At 59.9% G+C, this 18,592-nt stretch carries 12 protein-coding genes; 8 read left to right on the top strand and 4 right to left on the bottom strand.

What is annotated here, in order from left to right; all coding sequences use genetic code 11:
- The first annotated feature begins 259 nt into the window (after nt 1-259).
- Nucleotides 260-1,561 carry an antibiotic ABC transporter permease gene (locus ACFQJC_RS17780; RefSeq protein WP_390225994.1) on the top strand — a complete coding sequence of 434 codons (1,302 nt, stop codon included), beginning with the start codon at nt 260-262 and terminating at the stop codon, nt 1,559-1,561.
- 509 nt (nt 1,562-2,070) lie between these two features.
- Here ACFQJC_RS17780 and ACFQJC_RS17775 read toward each other — a convergent pair.
- Nucleotides 2,071-3,090, bottom strand: a complete 1,020-nt coding sequence (locus tag ACFQJC_RS17775; RefSeq protein ID WP_390225992.1) for a lipid II:glycine glycyltransferase FemX — start codon at nt 3,088-3,090, stop codon at nt 2,071-2,073.
- Nucleotides 3,091-3,462: 372 nt separating this feature from the next.
- On the opposite strand from ACFQJC_RS17775, the gene ACFQJC_RS17770 reads away from it, so the two are divergent.
- The 5 genes from ACFQJC_RS17770 (at nt 3,463) to ACFQJC_RS17750 (ending at nt 13,454) form a co-directional block, all read left to right on the top strand.
- The gene (locus tag ACFQJC_RS17770) at nt 3,463-4,002 is read left to right on the top strand and encodes a twin-arginine translocation signal domain-containing protein (RefSeq protein WP_390225990.1); all 540 of its coding nucleotides are present in this window, start codon (nt 3,463-3,465) and stop codon (nt 4,000-4,002) included.
- Nucleotides 4,003-4,305: 303 nt separating this feature from the next.
- Nucleotides 4,306-7,005, top strand: coding sequence for a hypothetical protein (locus ACFQJC_RS17765; RefSeq protein ID WP_390225988.1), 2,700 nt, complete (start codon nt 4,306-4,308; stop codon nt 7,003-7,005).
- Between the two features lie 120 nt (nt 7,006-7,125).
- Complete coding sequence (locus ACFQJC_RS17760) at nt 7,126-8,538, top strand: sulfatase (protein ID WP_390225986.1); 1,413 nt, start codon at nt 7,126-7,128, stop codon at nt 8,536-8,538.
- A 350-nt stretch (nt 8,539-8,888) separates the two neighbouring features.
- Nucleotides 8,889-11,687, top strand: a complete 2,799-nt coding sequence (locus tag ACFQJC_RS17755; protein WP_390225984.1) for a hypothetical protein — start codon at nt 8,889-8,891, stop codon at nt 11,685-11,687.
- 300 nt (nt 11,688-11,987) lie between these two features.
- A complete protein-coding gene (locus ACFQJC_RS17750; protein WP_390225982.1) occupies nt 11,988-13,454 on the top strand; it encodes a flippase in 1,467 nt (488 codons plus the stop codon).
- Nucleotides 13,455-13,458: 4 nt separating this feature from the next.
- On the opposite strand, the gene ACFQJC_RS17745 is transcribed toward ACFQJC_RS17750, so the two are convergent.
- A complete protein-coding gene (locus ACFQJC_RS17745) occupies nt 13,459-13,824 on the bottom strand; it encodes a cupin domain-containing protein (protein ID WP_390225981.1) in 366 nt (121 codons plus the stop codon).
- A gap of 50 nt (nt 13,825-13,874) precedes the next feature.
- Between ACFQJC_RS17745 and ACFQJC_RS17740 the strand changes: the two genes are divergently transcribed.
- The gene (locus ACFQJC_RS17740; RefSeq protein ID WP_390225979.1) at nt 13,875-14,456 is read left to right on the top strand and encodes an NUDIX hydrolase; all 582 of its coding nucleotides are present in this window, start codon (nt 13,875-13,877) and stop codon (nt 14,454-14,456) included.
- 60 nt (nt 14,457-14,516) lie between these two features.
- Here the strand turns inward: ACFQJC_RS17740 and ACFQJC_RS17735 are convergent, their stop codons facing one another.
- Together ACFQJC_RS17735 and ACFQJC_RS17730 are read right to left on the bottom strand one after the other, a co-directional pair.
- Complete coding sequence (locus ACFQJC_RS17735) at nt 14,517-15,587, bottom strand: Gfo/Idh/MocA family protein (protein ID WP_390225977.1); 1,071 nt, start codon at nt 15,585-15,587, stop codon at nt 14,517-14,519.
- A gap of 183 nt (nt 15,588-15,770) precedes the next feature.
- Complete coding sequence (locus ACFQJC_RS17730; protein WP_390225975.1) at nt 15,771-17,396, bottom strand: right-handed parallel beta-helix repeat-containing protein; 1,626 nt, start codon at nt 17,394-17,396, stop codon at nt 15,771-15,773.
- Nucleotides 17,397-17,568: 172 nt separating this feature from the next.
- Between ACFQJC_RS17730 and ACFQJC_RS17725 the strand changes: the two genes are divergently transcribed.
- Nucleotides 17,569-18,504, top strand: coding sequence for a hypothetical protein (locus tag ACFQJC_RS17725; RefSeq protein WP_390225973.1), 936 nt, complete (start codon nt 17,569-17,571; stop codon nt 18,502-18,504).
- The last annotated feature ends 88 nt before the right edge of the window (nt 18,505-18,592 follow it).

The raw sequence follows: 18,592 nt of genomic DNA, 5'->3' as shown, positions 1-18,592 counted from the left end.
TCCAACAGTCTGCTTTCGTTGTGCGTTTATGTCGAACTGAATTCCATTTATCGAAGGTTGCCAGTGGCACCTATTTGGACCCCAAACTGATGCACGCCGACTCCCCGTTGCACTGGAAAAACAGTTCTCAGCCCCCAAAGTGGTAGACGGCGTCTGGGTTTCGGGCCTCTATTTTACCCTATTCTACATGGAAATCACGGCCTGACGAGCGTAGGCGGCACGTAACAAAGCCGCTAAACTCTGTTTCTCAACGTATTGTATGTCACAAGACGCTTCGCTCCTGACCGACCTCAAAGAACCCTCCGAGACGACGGTCGGACCCATGCTCGAGTTCGAGGGGACTCCAATCTCGAAGATTCTCGAGCAGACGCTCGAATACTCGCGTGAGCGAGACTACACCGGGTGGGACTACGGAGACGGCATGAGCAGTCGCTTCCTCCAAGCGCTCCCGTTCGACAACAAGTGGGTCAACCTCGTCGTCCAAGAACTCGTCAAGCGCCCGCCGGTCAACGTTCGGCCGCTCTTCCTCGTCGAAAAGCGCCGTAACTTCAAGGGAACGGGACTGTTCTCGATTGCCAACCTGAACTTCCACCAGTACAAGAACGCGATGGGCGAGCAGTCGGACGTCGATTACCTGGCGGAGTCCAGAGCACTCGCCGACTGGCTCATCCAGAATCGGAGTGTCGGATATCACGGCTTCTGCGGTGGCCACAAACACGTCCTGCAGATGCTCGACGGAAAGGGCATGCCGAACGACCCCGACGTGGTCTCCACCTCGTATGCGACCAAAGCGCTCCTCAGAGCCGCTCCCTACGACCCGATCTACCCGACTATCGCCAAGACCGCTTCGGACTTCGTCGTCCAGGACCTGAACTACCGCGAAGTCGATGGCGGCGCGAAAATCAACTACCACCTGAACCACCCCGATACCTACTACACCATCAACTCGGGTGCGCTCGGTGCGCGACTCTTCGTCGATATCTACGACTACTACCACGACGAAGCCGACCTCGAACGCGCGACCAAGATTCTGGACTTCATCGCGGACCACCAGGCGGATATCGGTGGCTGGACCTACCGCATCCCGGCGTCCAGTTCGCACCTCTCGATGGACAACCACCACAACGGGTTCGTCCTCGACGCGTTCCTCCGCTACCGCGAGGTGACTGGCTCGGACCGCTACGACGAGACTATCGACCGTGGGATGGAGTTCTTCCGCAACGCCCTCTTCGAGTCCGACGGCGCACCCAACTGGGACGAGTCGAAAGCGTTCCCCCGCGACATCCACGCCGCCGCGACGGCGATTCAGGTGTTCACCGCCGCCGGCGATTTAGAGTTCGCCGGTCGCGTCCTCCAGTGGACGCTCGAAAACCTCTACGCCGGTAACGGGCGGTTCTACTACCGCAAGCACAAGTACTACACCGTCAAGACCACGCTGATGCGCTGGGCGCAGGCGTGGATGGCCTACGCGATGTCCGAGTACCTGAACGCAGTGGCTCGCTCGCAGGGCTACGAAGTCGGCGATAACCCGGACGCTGCTTCCTCCCGGCAGACGGTGTAGACGAGCGACGCCTTCTCCTCTTTTTTCGGTCCCCGTGTTCGATATGCTATACTCACGAGACTGGTGCACATGGACTCGTCGAGTGCGACTGCCGGTTGGCTGTCCCTGCTGTCCCTCTCGCATCGAAGCGCGAATCCGCAAATGGCTCACGTCGCGGGTGTCGCATCGGTCAGGACGCGGTGCACCACAGCGACCGGCCCACCGACAAGCGTGAGTCCAAGGAGCAACAGCGAAAGCGAGACGAGCGTCCGGAACGGGACTGGGATGATGAACAGCCCCTCCTGTGAGAACTCGACGGCGTATCACCCGACACCGACTGCCACGTAGAGTTTGAGCGGTTCTGGACTCAGCGCGTACCGCAGCGCGTCGAGTGCGGGTCATCAGGCACACACTACGATCAAACAATCGTCAGCTACCCCCTGTGACTAACTAGAGCAACGGGACAGGTCGGGTGTCGTCAGCGATAGAAAAGATACCAGACGGCGATACTACTTCTTGAGCCGCTGGAGTCAGGCACGCTGCCGGATCGACTTGTAGAGGTGGGCCAAGGTTCCGATGCCGGACTCGCCCTTTTCGAGGCTGTAGAACGGCACGAGTTCGGGGTTGAACTTCGCCTTGTACTTGTTGATGCGGCGGTTGTCGGCACCGACGAGGTCGTAGGTGGTCCGTTCGCGTTCGATTGCGTCCGTCATGACGTGCCAGTCGAGCAGGTCGTTGACGGCGATATCGACGTCGATGTCGGTTCGGACACCACCCTGCCATCGAGAGACCATCTCTTTGTAGTCCGTGACGAGGATGCCGCCGATGAACTCGCCGTCGATGCGGAGGGTGTACGGTCGAATCTGCCCCGCTGGAAGACTGGTGTAGAGGTCTTTGACGAACTGTGGAGTGGTACGGTACGAGATTCCTTGGCTCTCGTAGCGCTCGGTAATCTGCTCGACGATGAGGTCGATTTCTTCGAGTCCGCCTTCCTCGATGGTGTACGAGTCTTCGGGAGCGTTCCTGATGTTCGCCCGTGCGTCGCTGCTGAACTTCATCAGCACCTCTTCTTCACCACCGGTCAAATCGACGTGGTAGGTGTACGAGGGCGTAATCGAGAAGTTGTTCCACGAGAACGGACGCAAGTCCGTGTACCCCCCGTCGAGGCGGATGTGCGTGTACTGCGGCCTGATCTCGTTCTGAATCCACTCGAAACAGCCGTCTAAAAACTCGTGATGGCGGCGCTCACGCTTGCGCTGCTTGAGTTTGTCCATGTTGAGGAGGATCGGCCCGAGGTAGGAAACACGAAGCTCTGGCGGCGGTGAGAACGCCGTTCGAATTGGACCCTTCGTTATCTTGAAAACGGGAAAGAGACCGACGATTTCCTGCCCTTTGAATCCGACCAACGGATACAGCTCTGCACCTGCGTGCTTTGCCTGTACTCGGAGTGCTTCGTATTGGTGGAAGAGTGTCCCGTGCGGCGATTGCTCGACGTACTGGTCCCAACGTTCGAGGTCATCTTGGTTTGCGTGCCTAACTTCTATCGTCATTGTTCGCAGGTTGAAAAATCACTGCTTTCGTGCTTTGTTATACATCTGTTACCTCTCGCAGGCTTCCGTGCAACGTCTCCTTGCATCACTAATGGCCCAGATAACTGGATTCTCAGTTCGTAAAGATAACCGGGGCGAACACTTTTCTCACTCGTCGAGTCTCTTGAACGTCACTCGTTCGTGCCGTTCTCGAGAGAACCGTCAGCCTACCTGTCGTTCAGGAACACCGGAACTTTAACCGGAATCTCCTCCACTTTCCGCGCCCAATATCAGATTGTTGACTACTAACGAATCGAGACAGTCCGGGATAGAATCTATAACTAACTGTCTCTCTCGCAACCAGTCAGTCGTCCGAAATCGGACGATTCAACTATGACTACCAGACCATTGCTCCGACTCTCCCGCCGTTCCCTGATGAAAAAGAGTGCGCTCGCTACGCTCGCGCTGGGTGTCGGAGTTCCTGCGTTCTCCGGTACCGCCGCCGCAACGTCGTGTCCACGGACACCCGGCTACTGGATGAACCACGACTGGCCCGACGGTGGGCTTGCGAAAGTAAATCAGAAACTCGGCACGGACTTCCAGTCCGTCGAGGAGGGCCAAGCCTTCCTGAAGATGCCGACTCGGGGCGACAAGGGCGTCATCATGGCGACGCACCTCATCGCTACCATCCTCAACTTCCAGGGCCGAGACGGCTCTGAACCGACGTGTGTCGATGCGTACCTCGCCGACTACGACACGACGGTCCGCGAGGCCAAACAAAACGCCGAATCGTGGCTTGCCGACTCGTCTTTCCCAGCGGCCCAACGGCGGTGGAGAGTCGCTGGTGTCGATGGCGAGGAACTCAAGGACGTCCTCGATGCGTTCAACAACAACGCCCTCGGACTCGACTGCGGGTGTGGCACTCTCGAGTAATCCGCTGCATTCTCATTCCTCGGTTCACCCCCTGTTGGTCGGCTTCTCTCCTTTCGTCTGTGTTGTTTTTCCGTTCCTCTTGTTCTCAGACGGTGACCGGGGTTTGACCGCTAACGCTCAGAGTTTGCGCACACGTACACGTGCGTATCACTACTCTCTAGTGGCAACATATCACGAGCCGTTAGTCTCACGATATCCCGAACTATCAGGCTGAATCACGCTCTGCTCGTCTAGTATAAACGCCAGACGGGAACGGAAGTTGGCGACCCATAACAATACTTGCTCATACCCATCAACTGTGTAATGAGTCAATCGCGGTCGTGGTCTCTCAGCCAAGTCGGCTTAATTGGAGGATTCGTAGCGTTCGCAATCGCTGTGTTGGTCGCCTATCGGGCTCCTGCGACTGGCTACGAACTCTCGATTTACGGCGCGACGCCGACCCTCTACTGGGTTCTCGTTGCAGTTGCCGTCCTCTGTTCGCTCGTTATCGCTGTGATGGGTGGCGCTCGGTTCCGAAACCTCGCGCTCTTCCTCGGCGGCGTTAGTGTGTTCTCTGTCGTCGCATTGCCCGTCATTCGCGGCTACTTCTTCCTCGGCGCCGGCGATTCGCTGACGCACCTCGGATGGGCGAGAGACATCGTTAGCGGTCAAACCCCGGTCACCGAGATTCTCTATCCGGGGATTCACACCTTTGCAATCCTCCTCTCGATGGTCACCGGCTACTCGCTGGAACACTCCTTCCTGTTCGTCGTATTGGCGTTCATCGCGCTGACGTTCTTGCTCGTTCCCCGAATCGCCGCGCTCGTCTTCCCGCAGGACGATGCTGTGGTCGTCATCGCCACGTTCTCGACGTTCCTCCTGCTCCCCATCAACACGATTAGTACCCACTTGGCACCGCACTCGTTCAGCCAAGCGGTCTTCTTCGGTTCGTTGACGGTGTTCCTCTTCTTCCGCTACGTGTCGAGCAATCGCCCAGAATCGTCTACATTCCGGCCGACGGCAATCGGCGCGCTTCTCGGCATCACCGGTATCGCAACAGTGCTCTACCACCCGATGCAGGCGCTCAACATCTTGGTCCTGCTCGGTTTGGCCGCCGCGGTACAGTACGTCGCTCGCCGGACCGACCGCTGGGAGCAGTTCCACTCGAACCGCCCGGTCTACGCACAGACTGCGATACTCGCCGTCGCGCTCTTCCTGTGGATTATCCAGCGTGCCGCCTTCCTGAACACGGTCGGGGCAGTCGAGCGAACGGTGGAAGGCTACCTCAGCGGGACGCCCCCAACTGCTGCAGGGGCCGCCGCCTCCCAAGGTGCCTCGCTCGCGGCTATCGGCGTCAGTATCGAAGAGATATTCCTCAAACTCTTCCTCGTCAGTGTCATCTTCATCGGTCTGACGGGGGTGCTGGCGGTGGCGACGCTTTCGAGTCGCTTCGACGACATGCCCGAAACGACCGCGAAGATTCAGTACTTGACGCTCGGCGCGCTCGGCACCCTGCCGTTCGCGCTCGTCTACATCTTCGGCAACATCGGCGAACTACACTTCCGTCTCCTGGGCTATCTGATGGTCATCGCAACGGTGCTCGGTGCGGTCATGATAACGCTCAGTGCAATCGGCATCTCACCACGGATGGGTGCTCGAACGGCGCACGTCGGCATCGTCCTCGCCTTCGTCATCCTCCTCCCGCTCGCGCTGTTGGCAGCCTTCCCGTCGCCGTACATCTACCAGCCCAACCAGCAGGTCACCGAAGCACAACTCGACGGCTACCACCAGGCCTTCACGCTCCAAAACGAGACGTTGACCGTCCAGAGCGTCCGGCAGGGACCGTGGCGCTACAACGACGCCGTACTGGGCGTCGAAGCCTCCGAAGAGACGGAGTACGACAACTACGTCCCCGACAACGGACTCACGGACCTCAACTCGAGTTTCGAAGGCCAGGGCTACCTCGCCATCACCGACTACGACCGTGAGCGCGAACTCGTCGCGTACAAGGAACTCCGGTACTCGCAGGAGGGCTTCGACGCGCTCGATGCCACGCCCGGCGTCAACCGAGTCATCTCGAACGGCGATTTCACGCTGTTCTTCGTCGAGGACTTCGAGGAGCGGGCCGAATCGACCGAGACTCAACAGACGTTCGGGTCGGATGAGCAGTCAGCCGTCTCGGAACTCGACCTCGCTGGCGGCGGTGCGGCAGCCGACGCGACTCGTCCCGGAGGGGGCGACGGGTCGTCGGTGACGAATGCAGAGGTCCCTGACAGGGAGACCGACCCTCCCGACGACACCCAACGGACGAGCGACGAACCGGCGAACGACGATTCTTTTTCTGGGAGTGACTCGACACAGAGCGACGACTCAGCTGTGACGCCGGACACTGCAGCGCCGACGCCGACGACCGACGAACCGGTCGGTACTCCCAATGCGGAGGAGACGACGACCGACGAGCCGACGAGTCTCGATACCGGTGAAGCGGTCGCCGCGGTCAACGACACGAGAGTCGCCCGCGTCGAACAGCGAGACGAGCGACAGACCAGCACGACGACCCAGCGTGAGAGAGACGATGACGACGCCAGTAACGATGGCAAGGCGAAGGGTCACGACAAGGACGAAAAGGAGAACAGGGGGAACGGCGACGGGAAGGCCAAGGGAAGAGACGCTGATAGAAGCGAGGAGCGTCGTGGGGAGCGAACCGGCGAGGAGGACGAACGCGAGGGCCGAGATGACCGCGACGACGAGACCGAACGGGAGCGAGACGAGGGCCGGGACGAGGACGATGACGAACGTGAGGACGACGAACGCGAGGACCGTGACGAACGCGACGATGAAGACGAAGAAGATGACGACGACCGTCGTGACGACGATAGGGAGAGAGACGATGATGACCGCGACGATGCGGATGAGAGAGATGACGACGACGATGAAGAGGAAAGTGAGGGCGACGATGACGAAGACGAAGGTGACCGTGACGACGAAGACGAAGACGGCGGCGACCACCGAGACGACGACTAACCTCGTTGACTGAACACCGGGTGGGTTTTCGTTCCGCGTGAATTTCGGGCAGTGAGACGCTGTCACTCGGATATGCGACTTATAACTATCCGATTCACAGACGAAGCACCGCCCAGAGCTATGACTGAGCGGCCAAATATCGTCTGGATTACACTCGAAAGCACGAGAGCAGACCACACGACGATGGGTGGGTACGACAAAAACACCACCCCGAACCTCCAACGAATCGCAGACAGCGCCGACGGTCGGTACTTCGCCGAATGTTTCTCTCACGGTATCTGGACGCTCGCTTCTTCGGCGTCCATCCTCACGGGAACGTACCCCTCGCACCACGGCGCGGGAATGACCGGCGAGGCGATTCCCGACGAACTGCCAACCGTCGCAGAGCGATTGCAGCAAGCCGGCTACGATACGGCCTGCATCTCGCCGAACTCCCACCTGAGTTCTGCGACCGGTCTCGACCGGGGCTTCGACGAGTTCGTCTGGCTGAGCAAGTCCACCCTCCGCGAATCGGTCGGTGTCGGAACGATTCTCTCCTACCTCCGCAACATCAACAAGCACGGCGGCGGGCTGAGCCTCGATACGCGCAAGCACAGCACCGACTACATGATGAACGAACTGGCGAAGCGGTGGCTCAAAGACCGCCAGACGAAAGAAGACCCGATGTTTCTCTATCTCCACTACGGCGGGCCGCACCACCCGTACTACCCGCCGAAGCGCCACCTCGACACGTTCGCCGATGCCACCGGGCTCCCCACCGAGCGTATTCAGGAGATCGGGTTAGACCACCACGACCGCCTGTTCGAGCACATGGCGGCGAACAGCCCCTTCTCCGACGAGGAGTGGAAGGCAATCTCGGCGCTCTACGACGGCGAAATCGCTCACGCAGACGAACTCGTCGGCGAACTGTTCGACACCGTCCAGTCGCTCGACCTCGACAACACCATCTTCGTCATCACCGCCGACCACGGCGAACTGTTCGGCGAGAGCGGCTTGCTGGCTCACCAAATCGTCACCGACGATGCGGTCTGTCACGTCCCGCTCATCGTCCACGGACTCGACGGCGTACTGGACTACGACGGTGAACTCGTCCAACACGCCGACGTGATGACGACGTTGCTCGCTGCCGTCGGTGCCCCGACCGAAGGGATGCAAGGCGTGGATATGCAGTCCGACAGCCGCGAATTTGCCATCATCCAGCGCGGTGCAGACCGCTGCAAACAGAACCTCGACAAGCTCGTCGAACTCAACCCGGCGTTCGACGCGTCGAGATTCCCGAAATCGACGCTCACGGCGCTCCGAACGTCGGAGTTCAAATACGAGTACAGTGACGACGGGGCCGAACTGTTCGCCCTCCCCGACGAGACACACGACGTCTCTGACGAGTACCCTGAGGTTCGAACCGAGTTAGACGACCAACTCCAGACGTGGTTCGAAACCGACGGCGTCCCGGTGAGCGAACAGCAGCAACAGGGTCGGTTCACCAAGGCGATGCGAGCCCAGCTCGCCGACCTCGGCTACCTCGTCGATTAGCTGTTCGAGGCTATTTTCCGGTTTACACTCTCCTTAATCGCCACAATTCGGGAAGAGCGCCCCCGATACCGTCTCAGTTCGCTAGAGGTGTTCGTTTTTCCAATTCCTCGCCGTTTTTGTTGAATATTTGTTCGTCTTCTGGTGACACGAGACGGATGTTGGTAACAGGTAGCATACGTTTCGGGGCTCGCTGAGAACAGTTGGTAAACACTTCGCTCATTTATCGATACTTATTTGCAAGCTTATGGTGCACATTTGACCACTATTCTCAACTAACTACAGCAATTTAACCACATTTTGCTTCAAATGTGGCCATATTCGTTATTTATGCAAGGTTCAAGGGGCCGACCATGCAGAAGGACTCTGACCGCAACGACCGCAATCAGCTCCTCGATAAGATTTCGAGCGATGAAACAAGCATGGGCCGCAGATCGTATCTGCGAATGGCCGGCGTCGCCCTCGGTAGTATGGCTGCTGCAGGTGCAGCAGCAGAGAGCGCTTCGGCCGCCACGACCGTCCGTGGCATCTCCTTCGACCGCGTCCTGAACGCCGCAGACTTCTGTGACACCTCGGGTAACCGCGACTGTTCGAACGCCATCGAGAACCGCCTCTCGAGTGGGACGCTCATCAAGTTCCCCAAGGGAACGTACCGGATTTCGAGCACCATCTCGACGGGTTCGATGAACAACGTCGGGTTGTACTCCGAAGAGGGTGCGACGTTCGAGATTCCCTCGGGCAACCACGTGACGGTGTTCTTCAACCGCGGCGGCCGCAACGTCTTGTTCGAAGGCTTCACCATCGACCAGACCGCACGCGGCGCGTTCGCAAACATGAAAATCCTCTGCCGGGACAACGGCCAGATTCGCAACGTCGAAATCGTCGGACGTGCACCCAATGCCGACGACCGCCTCGACCAGCACATCCTCGCCGACGTTTACGACGCGGACGGAACGTCCATCATCAAGAACTTCAAGGCGGCAGACGGTGGCGTCCTCGGGGCGTACCGCAACAGTTCCGGTGGGATTCAAGCAGGTCCCTCCCACGAGGGGACGCTCCGCATCATCGACTGCCACCTCGAAGAGATGGCGAACAACGGTATCTACGCGACGCGCTGTAAGGGTGCTATCCAAGTAGAGGGTGGTATCTACCGCAACAACGACGTCGCGCAGGTTCGACTCATGGGTCCCAACTCGTACGTCGAGGACGCCCTCATCGAAATCGACATGAGCAAGGCTCGGGACAACCCCGGCACGCCTCGTAAGATGCGTGGGCTGTGGGTCGAGACCAAGCAGAGCAAGTTCAGCGGAACGAAGAACGGCGGCCACGCCCGCAACTGTACGTTCATCGTCCGCGACTCGCCGAACTCGCTCGAAGCGATCGACCTCGACGAGACGGGTGGCTTCTTCGAAGTCGATAACTGTTACTTCGTCATCGACCGCGACAACACCCGCGCAATCACGGCCTACGGACCGGAGGACAAGGCGTCGAACTACCCGAAGGCACCCAAGCCGTGGGACCTGACGGTCAAGAACTCCTCTATCACGGGTAGCGCGGCGGACCGCGAGAGCATCAAAATCATCAACCGCCCCGGTTCGACCATCGAGAACACCTGTATCCAGCAGACGGCCAACGGCCGCGACGGTGTCACCGTCGTCAACGCCGGCGACTGTTACGTCGGCGAATCGACCATCAACGTCGATGGCCGGGCAGTCCGCGAGGTCGATACGAACGTCCAGACGCAGGCAATCGAAACGTCCGGTAGCTGTCCGCTCCCGGGCGACGGCGACCTGTCCAGCGGCTCCGACTCGGACTCCGATTCGACGGATTCCGATTCGGACTCCACCACGACCGACGCTACGGAAAAAAAAACACATGAACTAGTCGTAAATGGTGAAGGTGGTACAGAACTGATTAACTACGAATTCAGTGTAAGCGGCACCGTCTCGCAGACGGACTCCCCCGGCGAGGACACCGTCGAGGGCAGCACCGTCTCGGGCGCGGTTCGCGCCGGTATCGACAGCTTCGAATTCACGGGCGAAATCACGTCGTTCTCCATCGACGGGTCCGCACTGCTGACCCTCGACGGCGAGGAAGTCACCCCCGAAGACCTCGGCGGTTCCTCGGATTCGTCCACCGATTCGGGTTCGACCGACTCGTCCACTGATTCGAGTACGGACTCCGGTTCGACGGATTCGAGCACGGATTCGTCCACCGATTCGGGTTCGACCGATTCGAGTACCGACTCTGGTTCGACCGACTCGAGCACGGACTCTTCGACTGATTCGACCGACTCGCCGGACACCCTCACCATCGAGACGGCCGAGGGCGGCCCGCTCGTCGAGTACGAGTTCACCGTCGATGGGACTGTCTCCAAAGGCTCGGGCGCGGAGAGTTCCGACACGCTCGAATCGAGTAACGGCACGACGACGGTCACCGGCAAGGCCGGCAACGGGTACGCCGACGACTTCGAGTTCGACGGCGAACTCACGGCGTTCAGCGCGAACGTCGATGCCGACAACTACACGGTCCTCGTCAACGGCGAGGAAATCGACCCATCGTCGGTCGGAAGTTCGGACTCCGATTCGACCGCGACGACGCACGAACTCGTCATCGACGGCGAGGGGCGCTCGGAACTCACGAACTACGAGTTCAGCGTCAGCGGCTCTGTCTCGCAGACGGACGACCCGGGCGAGGACACCGTCGAAGGCACCACCGTCATCGGCGCGGTGGGTGGCGGTCTCGACAGCTTCGACTACACCGGCGAGGTGACGGACTTCACCATCGACGGGCCCGCGAAGGTCACCGTCGATGGCGAGGAAGTCGATCCCTCGACGCTTGGCAGTTCGGACTCGACGGACTCCACCACGGATTCGAGCACGGACTCCTCGACGGACTCGACGGTCGAGACGGCGACCAAGCTCACCATCGACGGGATGGGAACCGAAGACCTTGCGACCTACGAGTTCAGTGTCAGCGGCGACCTCGCACTGCTCACCGAGGCCGACAACGACACGGTCAGTGGCAGCACCGCGAAGGGGCAGACCCGCGAGGGTCTCGACGAGTACCGCTTCACGGGTAACCTCACCGCCTTCAGCCTCGACGGGCCGGCACGTATCTACCTCGACGAGATGAAGGTCGAATCCAACTAAGCCAGCGAGCGCGGAACTCGCGGTTCGCTGCTGTCCTTCTTTCGACGCGTATCACGCCCCGGTGTGGGTTACGACGCGATTTTTCGCCAATCGACTTCCTGCCGAGCGGTTGCACCGTCCTGAAATCCAGTAAGTCACCTATAACAAAGCCCCAACGACGCCCACACTCGGTGAGTTACGCGCGACAGAGCTTGCCCACAGCAGTGTAGACGCGACGTCGTCGAAGCCCGCCGTTCGTTTATGCCGGTTGGCTTCCAATTCACTGCAAGGTGGGAAGCCCGCACACGGACGCAACAAGTCATGGTGACAAGCAAAATTATTCGGGGCATCAAGGCAATGTTCGCAGCCCAGGGCATCTCACTGCTCTCGAAAGGGTTGCTGCTCATTCTGCTCACACGGTACTTTCTGACGCCCGACGAGTACGGGCTTCTCTTCCTCGCGATTTCCATCCTCTCGGTCGCACTCCTGTTTGCGAACCTCGGGTTGGCGAAGTCCGCAGCGAGATACCTCGCGGAGTACCGCAAGACCGACACCGCACAGATTCCGCACATCCTCTGGTCCACGCTGAAGTACAACCTTGCGACGATTCTCGTCGTGGTGACGGCCGTGGTGGCGCTCAGCGGTCCCGTCGCCGAGTTCATGGGCGACGAGCGCGTCGCCCCACTGCTCGTCGCGGGTGTCGGCTACATCGCGTTCAGTTCGCTCAACACGTTCGTCTCGCTCGCGTTCCAGGGATTGAACAGCGTCGATTTGAGCGCGAAGACCGATATCGTTGCGAACGTCGGGTTCATCGTCTTCATCGTCGCGCTCTTGCTCCTCGGGTTCGGGCCGGTCGGTGCCGTCGTCGGCTACACCGTCGGCTACGGACTCGCGGCGGTCGTCGGTCTCGGAATCCTCTACACGCAGTTCTATCGCCGATACGACGAACACGAATCGGCCGAACCGGGACTCTCGAATCGGATTCTCCGCTACAGCGCTCCGCTGACGGTGACCCGCGGCGCGGTCATGCTCGACTCACGCGTCGATGCGATTCTCGTTGGGTTCTTCCTCAACCCCGTCGCCGTCGGCTTCTACATGCTCGGCAAGCAGATTACGGACTTCGTCATCGCGCCCGCGACGACCATCGGCTTTTCCATCTCGCCGACCTTCGGCGAGCAAAAGGCCGAGAACAAAATCGAGCGCGCGTCGAAGCTCTACGAGACCACCTTCGAGTACGTCGTAACGCTCTACGTTCCGGCCGCAGTCGGGATGGCCATCCTCGCCGAACCCACCGTCCGTCTCGTTTTCGGCGAGCAGTACCTCGGCGCGGTCCCCATCGTACAGGTGTTCAGTCTCTACGCGCTCCTGCGGGCTATCGACAAAATCACCAACGACAGTCTCGACTTCATCGGTCGAGCCACCTCTCGCGCGTACGCGAAGGGCGCGACTGCCGTCGCCAACTTCGGGCTCAACCTCGCGCTCATCCCCGTCTTCGGCGTCGTCGGTGCCGCGGTGGCGACGGTCATCACCTACGTCTTCCTCGTTGGCTTCGAGGTGTACCTCATCTACGCCGAGTTCGACCTGTCGCTCTGGCGACTCGCCCGAACCACGGCCATCGTCTGTCTCGTCACCTTCGGGATGGCGGTGCCCGTCATCGCGTTCCAGCCCTTCATCTCCGGTCTCGTCACGCTCGGTGCCGCCGTGGTCATCGGACTCGTCACGTGGTCGGTGCTCGTCTCGGCGAGCGGCCTGATGAACTTCCGGCGCGTCGTCTCGATGCTCCGATAAGAGGCTATTCCAGTCGCTTTTCTTCCGTCTGCGTGAGTTCTGACTCGACGTTCCCGGTGTTCTTCGTTCCGCTCGGTTCGAAGAGGAGAATCTGTGCTTCCTCGTCGGCGACCGGTCGGTGTTCGACGCCTCGCGGGACGACCACGAACTCGCCCGCGTCGAGGTGCACGTCCGGTTCGTCGCGGAGTTCGATGGTCAACGCGCCGTCGTGGACGAAGAATAGCTCGTCGGCGTCGTCGTGCTGGTGCCAGACGAACTCGCCTTCGACCTTTGCGAGTTTGACCGCTTGCCCGTTGAGTTCGCCGGCGACACGGGGCGACCACTGTTCGTCGAACGTGGCGAACGCCTCAGTGAGTGCTACTTTTTCCATATCTGACTCTCGAAGCGTGACTAATCAAGTGTTTTGCGTCCGCTCATCGTGTGCTATGCGGTATCACTTTAACCGTCGGTGACAGAACGTACCACATAAATATCGAGGAGCGAACACGGGAGACGATTACCCGACAGGTACGACTCCTCGAAGAGCGATTCGACGCGTTCGAACTCGAAGCGGAAGCGGTCACCAACGACCCAGAATACTTCGAACACGGACACGAACGTGCCGAAGAAGGGTGGATAGGCGATGCGGGCGCGTGGGTTACCGACGACGACGACAGAGTACTCTTGATTCGTCACGAAGACGACCCCGACCGTTGGGGGACGCCCGGCGGGAGTCACGAACCCGGAGAGACGCTCGCAGAGACCGCTCGCCGCAAAGTTCGTGAGGAGACGGGCGTCGAGTGCTCACTGACTGACGTGTACGCCGCGCGGCAGAAGGTCGTCGTCAACGAAGCCGACGAAAGCAGTCGGTTCCACGTGCTCACCGTCGAGTTCGACGCGGCGTACGAGTCGGGCCACCTGTTCATCGACGACGAAGATATCGTGGAAGCACAGTGGTTCGCCGAGCCGCCGGACGACACGCACGAGTCGTTAGACGACAAAATCGAACAGTGGGAAGAGTAGCAAAAGGGTACAGAGCGACAAACGGCGAGGACACCCCACCAGAGGTGCGTGCTCGCCGGCTTAGGAGTTCCGAGCCGCCTCGCGGACCGCTTCGAGGAGGACCATCGTCCACTTCGACTCCTCGACTGGAATCGGCATCGGGCCGTCGGTGTCGATGGCACGCGATTCGAGGTCGATTTGGTAGTAGTGGGGGTTCATCTGTTTGACGTTATCCCACCCGTCGTCGTACTTGGTCTTGAGCATCGTGCCGGCGTTGCCGACGACGCCGCCGATGAGGTTGGCCGAGCGTTCGAAGTTGTAGCGGGCCTTCGAGAGCGACGTGCTCGTCGGGTCGCGGGCGACGTTCATGACCGTCTGTGAGACCAGGTCGGCCATGAGCGACTGCTCTTCGCCGTGGACGATGACGAGGCGCTGTGGAATCGCGCCGGAGATCATCTTCACGCTGACGACACAGCCGTCTTCGGTCCGATACTGGACGGAGGCGTTGTCGTACGTGAATCCCTGCTCGTACTCCTTCGTGAGGCTGGTGAGCGCGGAGATGGCGTCTTCGTCTTCTGGGTAGCCGCCGGTGTGGAGGGCGATGTAGAGGGGGTGTGGAAGCCCTTCTTCGAACTCGCCGCCGTCGAGTTCCATGGCCCAGCGGCCGCGTTGTTCGAGGTCCGGCGGGGTGAGTCCGGTGAAGATGACTTCGACGCTGCGAATCTTCCCGAGGTCACCGCGCTTGAGGCGTTTTTCGACCGTCCGCATCGCGGGGTCGAAGACGTGTTGGTGGACTTCGGAGAACTGTACGCCTGCGTCTTTCGCGTAGGATTCGAGTTCGAGGTACTCTTCGAGCGTCGTGGTGATTGGTTTCTCAATCATCACGGGGACGCCCTTGTCGATTGCTTTCTTGGCGAGTGCGACGTGGGTCTGGACTCCGGTACAGATGTGTACCCAGTCGAGGTCTTCGGTTTCGAGCATCTCGTCGAGGTCCGTGTACGGTTTGATGCCGTACTGGGCCGCAACGTCGTTCGCTCGCCCCTCGTCGATATCACAAATGGCGACGAGGTTCGTCCGTGGGTTTCGTTCCAGTGCTGAGAGGTGCGTACTGGAGACGACACCGGCACCGACGACTGCTGTGTTCAACGTCATACGCCTCGTGATTTAACGGATAAGGGTATTGTTATACGCTCAATGACCGCAGGACAGGCGCGCTAACGGTGTCATTGAACTGTCCTCGAAGCTCGATAGATTTGAACGGTGGCGGTTCCCCTCGTCAGGTGGTGACACACTAACCGACTATTGAAAGCCGCGAGAAAATGCCGTTTCGGCCGGTTACTCCGGGACGAACCGGAGCCATTTGAGTTGGCCGTTCTGCGTTCCGGTGATGGCGAGCGTGTTGTCGCCGGTGGGCGAGGAGAGGTTGTCCGTCGTCATGCATCCGGACGTGGAGAACACGCCGCCGCCGTTAGCGCGGTACTCTCGTCCGTCGATGAGGACCGTACTGTCGGACTGACCGGGGTCGAACCGCGCCGACGATTGTCGTATCTCCGGAACGGCGTCGAACTGGAGCAGACACGGGTCTGTGTTGCTGTCGCCGTCGAACTCGATGATGTAGGGATAGCGCGTCGTCGTCACCGAGCCACCATCGACGACGGTCGAATTCGAATTCGAGAGGTACACCCCGTCGCGCTGTTCGCCGGATTGGTCGATAGTGCAGTTTCGAATCACCGACTCGGGGGCGTCGGCTAAGATGATTCCCGACGCGCCCCTCGCGGTGCCGGTGATGAGGACGTTTTCGAGCCTGACCCACGACGGACCGTCCGGGGGTCGGTACTGACCTTGGCGTTCGAGCGGACTCCGGAAGACGCCGGGAACGTTGTCGGCGTTGATGCGAATCGTCGAATCCCGTACCGTCACCGTCCGTCCGGTCGGGAAGACGTAGATACCGCCTTTCGACTGCGGCGTCTTCTCGATGACGATGGTACAGTTGCGAATCTCCGCACCCGCGGGCTTCTGGGTCGGTCCCTGCTCGATGACGATACCGCGAGTGTTGAACTGCGAGTCGAGTTGGGTCAGCGGTCCGGTGTAGCTATCGAGATCGACCTCGACGGTCGCGCCCTCGACGTAGCTTCCTTCGCCCGCGATTCTGATTCCTGCGACGTTGTTGTTGCGGAAGGTGCCACCGATAACTTCGATGTTGCCGGTGGTTCGACTCGCGTAGATACCGTTGTTGCCGAACTCTTCGAGGTGGCAGTTTTCGATGCGGATGTCACCGCTGTTCCACGGGCCGATAGAGATGCCACCACGGCCGTCGCCGTTCTTGTAGTGGCCGATTGCGGACCCTTTCTTCGCTCTGAAGTTGCGAATCACGCCGCGGCCTTCTGCGGTCGTCAAGCCGAGCAACATCGCGTGAACGACGTCCTGGTTGGGGTGATTACCGCGGCCAATGTATTCGACGTCATCGACGAGGAAGCTATCGCGGGTGAGGATGCGGACGCCAGCGGTCGTCTCCGGTGCGGTGATATCGATATCGATGCCGCTGAAGACGAAGTTACCCACTTCGGAGACGTCGATGAGGAAGTTGTTGTAGCCCTCCGGCGGGAGCAGTTGCACCGGCCCCTCGCCGAGCATGACGACGCTACTGAACTGTGAGATGCGCAGACGGTGCTCGAAGCGGTAGGTCCCGGACGGGAATCTGAGGACGATGTCGTCTTCGAGTGCCTGCCGGATACGAGCGGCACACGGCTCACGACCAGTCGGGTCGCAGCCTAAGTCTTCGACGACGTTGACTCCTTCAGGGTATTCCGGCGTCTGCTCGGGGGTCGGCTCCGGTGTCCGTTCTGGAGTCGGTTCGTCATCGGTCGGAGTCTCCGGGATATCTGGCTCCTCTCGCGTGAGACAGCCAGCTAACGACGCCGCGGCAACACCGACTAATCCAAGATACGCCCGTCGATCCATTATGTAGACCACCTAACCTTGGCAGTGGGCGGATATAATTATGGAGCGCCACATCTGCTTTCTCATCCTGTTAGTAGGTGGTTCAACAATGTATCCTTTGCCTACACGTGTCCGCTGCTGACGTGTTAAGAGCCGAGTTACAATGCGGTTTCTGTACTCATCAGTACACCAGATGTACACATTCTCGCAGATACGGAAAGGGGTCAGTCTCGGGCGCACGAACCCCGCATTCTTCGGCCGTGAATTTAACCGACTCTACTACAGCCGTCTCAACCAACGCGAGTTCAATCAGGAGGGTATCGACGTCGTCGCCGAAGATTGGGACAACCTTCTCATTCTCGATGCCTGCCGATACGACCTCTTTGCCGAACACAGCACGCTTCCCGGCCGACTCGAATCACGGCAGTCGCGTGGTTCGCACACGGTCGAGTTCCTCCGCGGGAACTTCACCGACCGAGACCTCCAGGATACGGTGTACGTCAGCGCAAGTCCGCAGTTGTACGCCGAGCGCGACCGACTCCGCGCGACGTTCCACGACGTGATTCACGTGTGGTCCGAAGAGGGATGGGACCAAACCCACGGGACGGTCCTCCCTGAGACGATGGCCGAATACGCACTGCGAGCGAGTGAAGCGTACCCCGAAAAACGGATTATTGTCCACTTTATGCAGCCACACTACCCGTTTATCGGGAGTCCCGAACTCAACGCCCGGTCGCCGTTCGAGTCCAAAGACAAGAAACTCGACATCTGGGCCGAACTGATGACGCGAAAGCGTACGGTTGACCCCGAGGTCGTCTGGGAAGCCTACCGCGACAACTTGCTTCTCGCACTCCCCGTGGTCGAAGAACTGATGCAGTCGCTTCCGGGACGAACCGTCGTCACGTCCGACCACGGAAATATGATCGGCGAGCGCTCGTTCCCCGTCCCGATTCGAGAGTGGGGCCACCCGCCGGGGATCTACACGAAGGAACTCGTCACGGTCCCGTGGTTGGTCTTCGACAACGGCCAGCGCCGAACGATTACCTCGGGAAGCCCGGTCGATGTCGATGAAGGCATCTCTTCGGACGTCGTCACCGACCGATTGGCCAACCTCGGATACGTCGAATAGCTCGTCTTCGGCCGTCTTCGCCCGGCTTTGCCTCCATCTGACCGCTTACCCGCTACTCTCTCCCCGTATCTTTTGCTCGTTCGGGTGG

The organism is Haloferax namakaokahaiae (genome assembly GCF_042663225.1).
Taxonomy (GTDB): domain Archaea; phylum Halobacteriota; class Halobacteria; order Halobacteriales; family Haloferacaceae; genus Haloferax; species Haloferax namakaokahaiae.
Note: the sequence above shows the minus strand (reverse complement) of the source record. Positions and strands in the feature narration are given on the sequence as shown.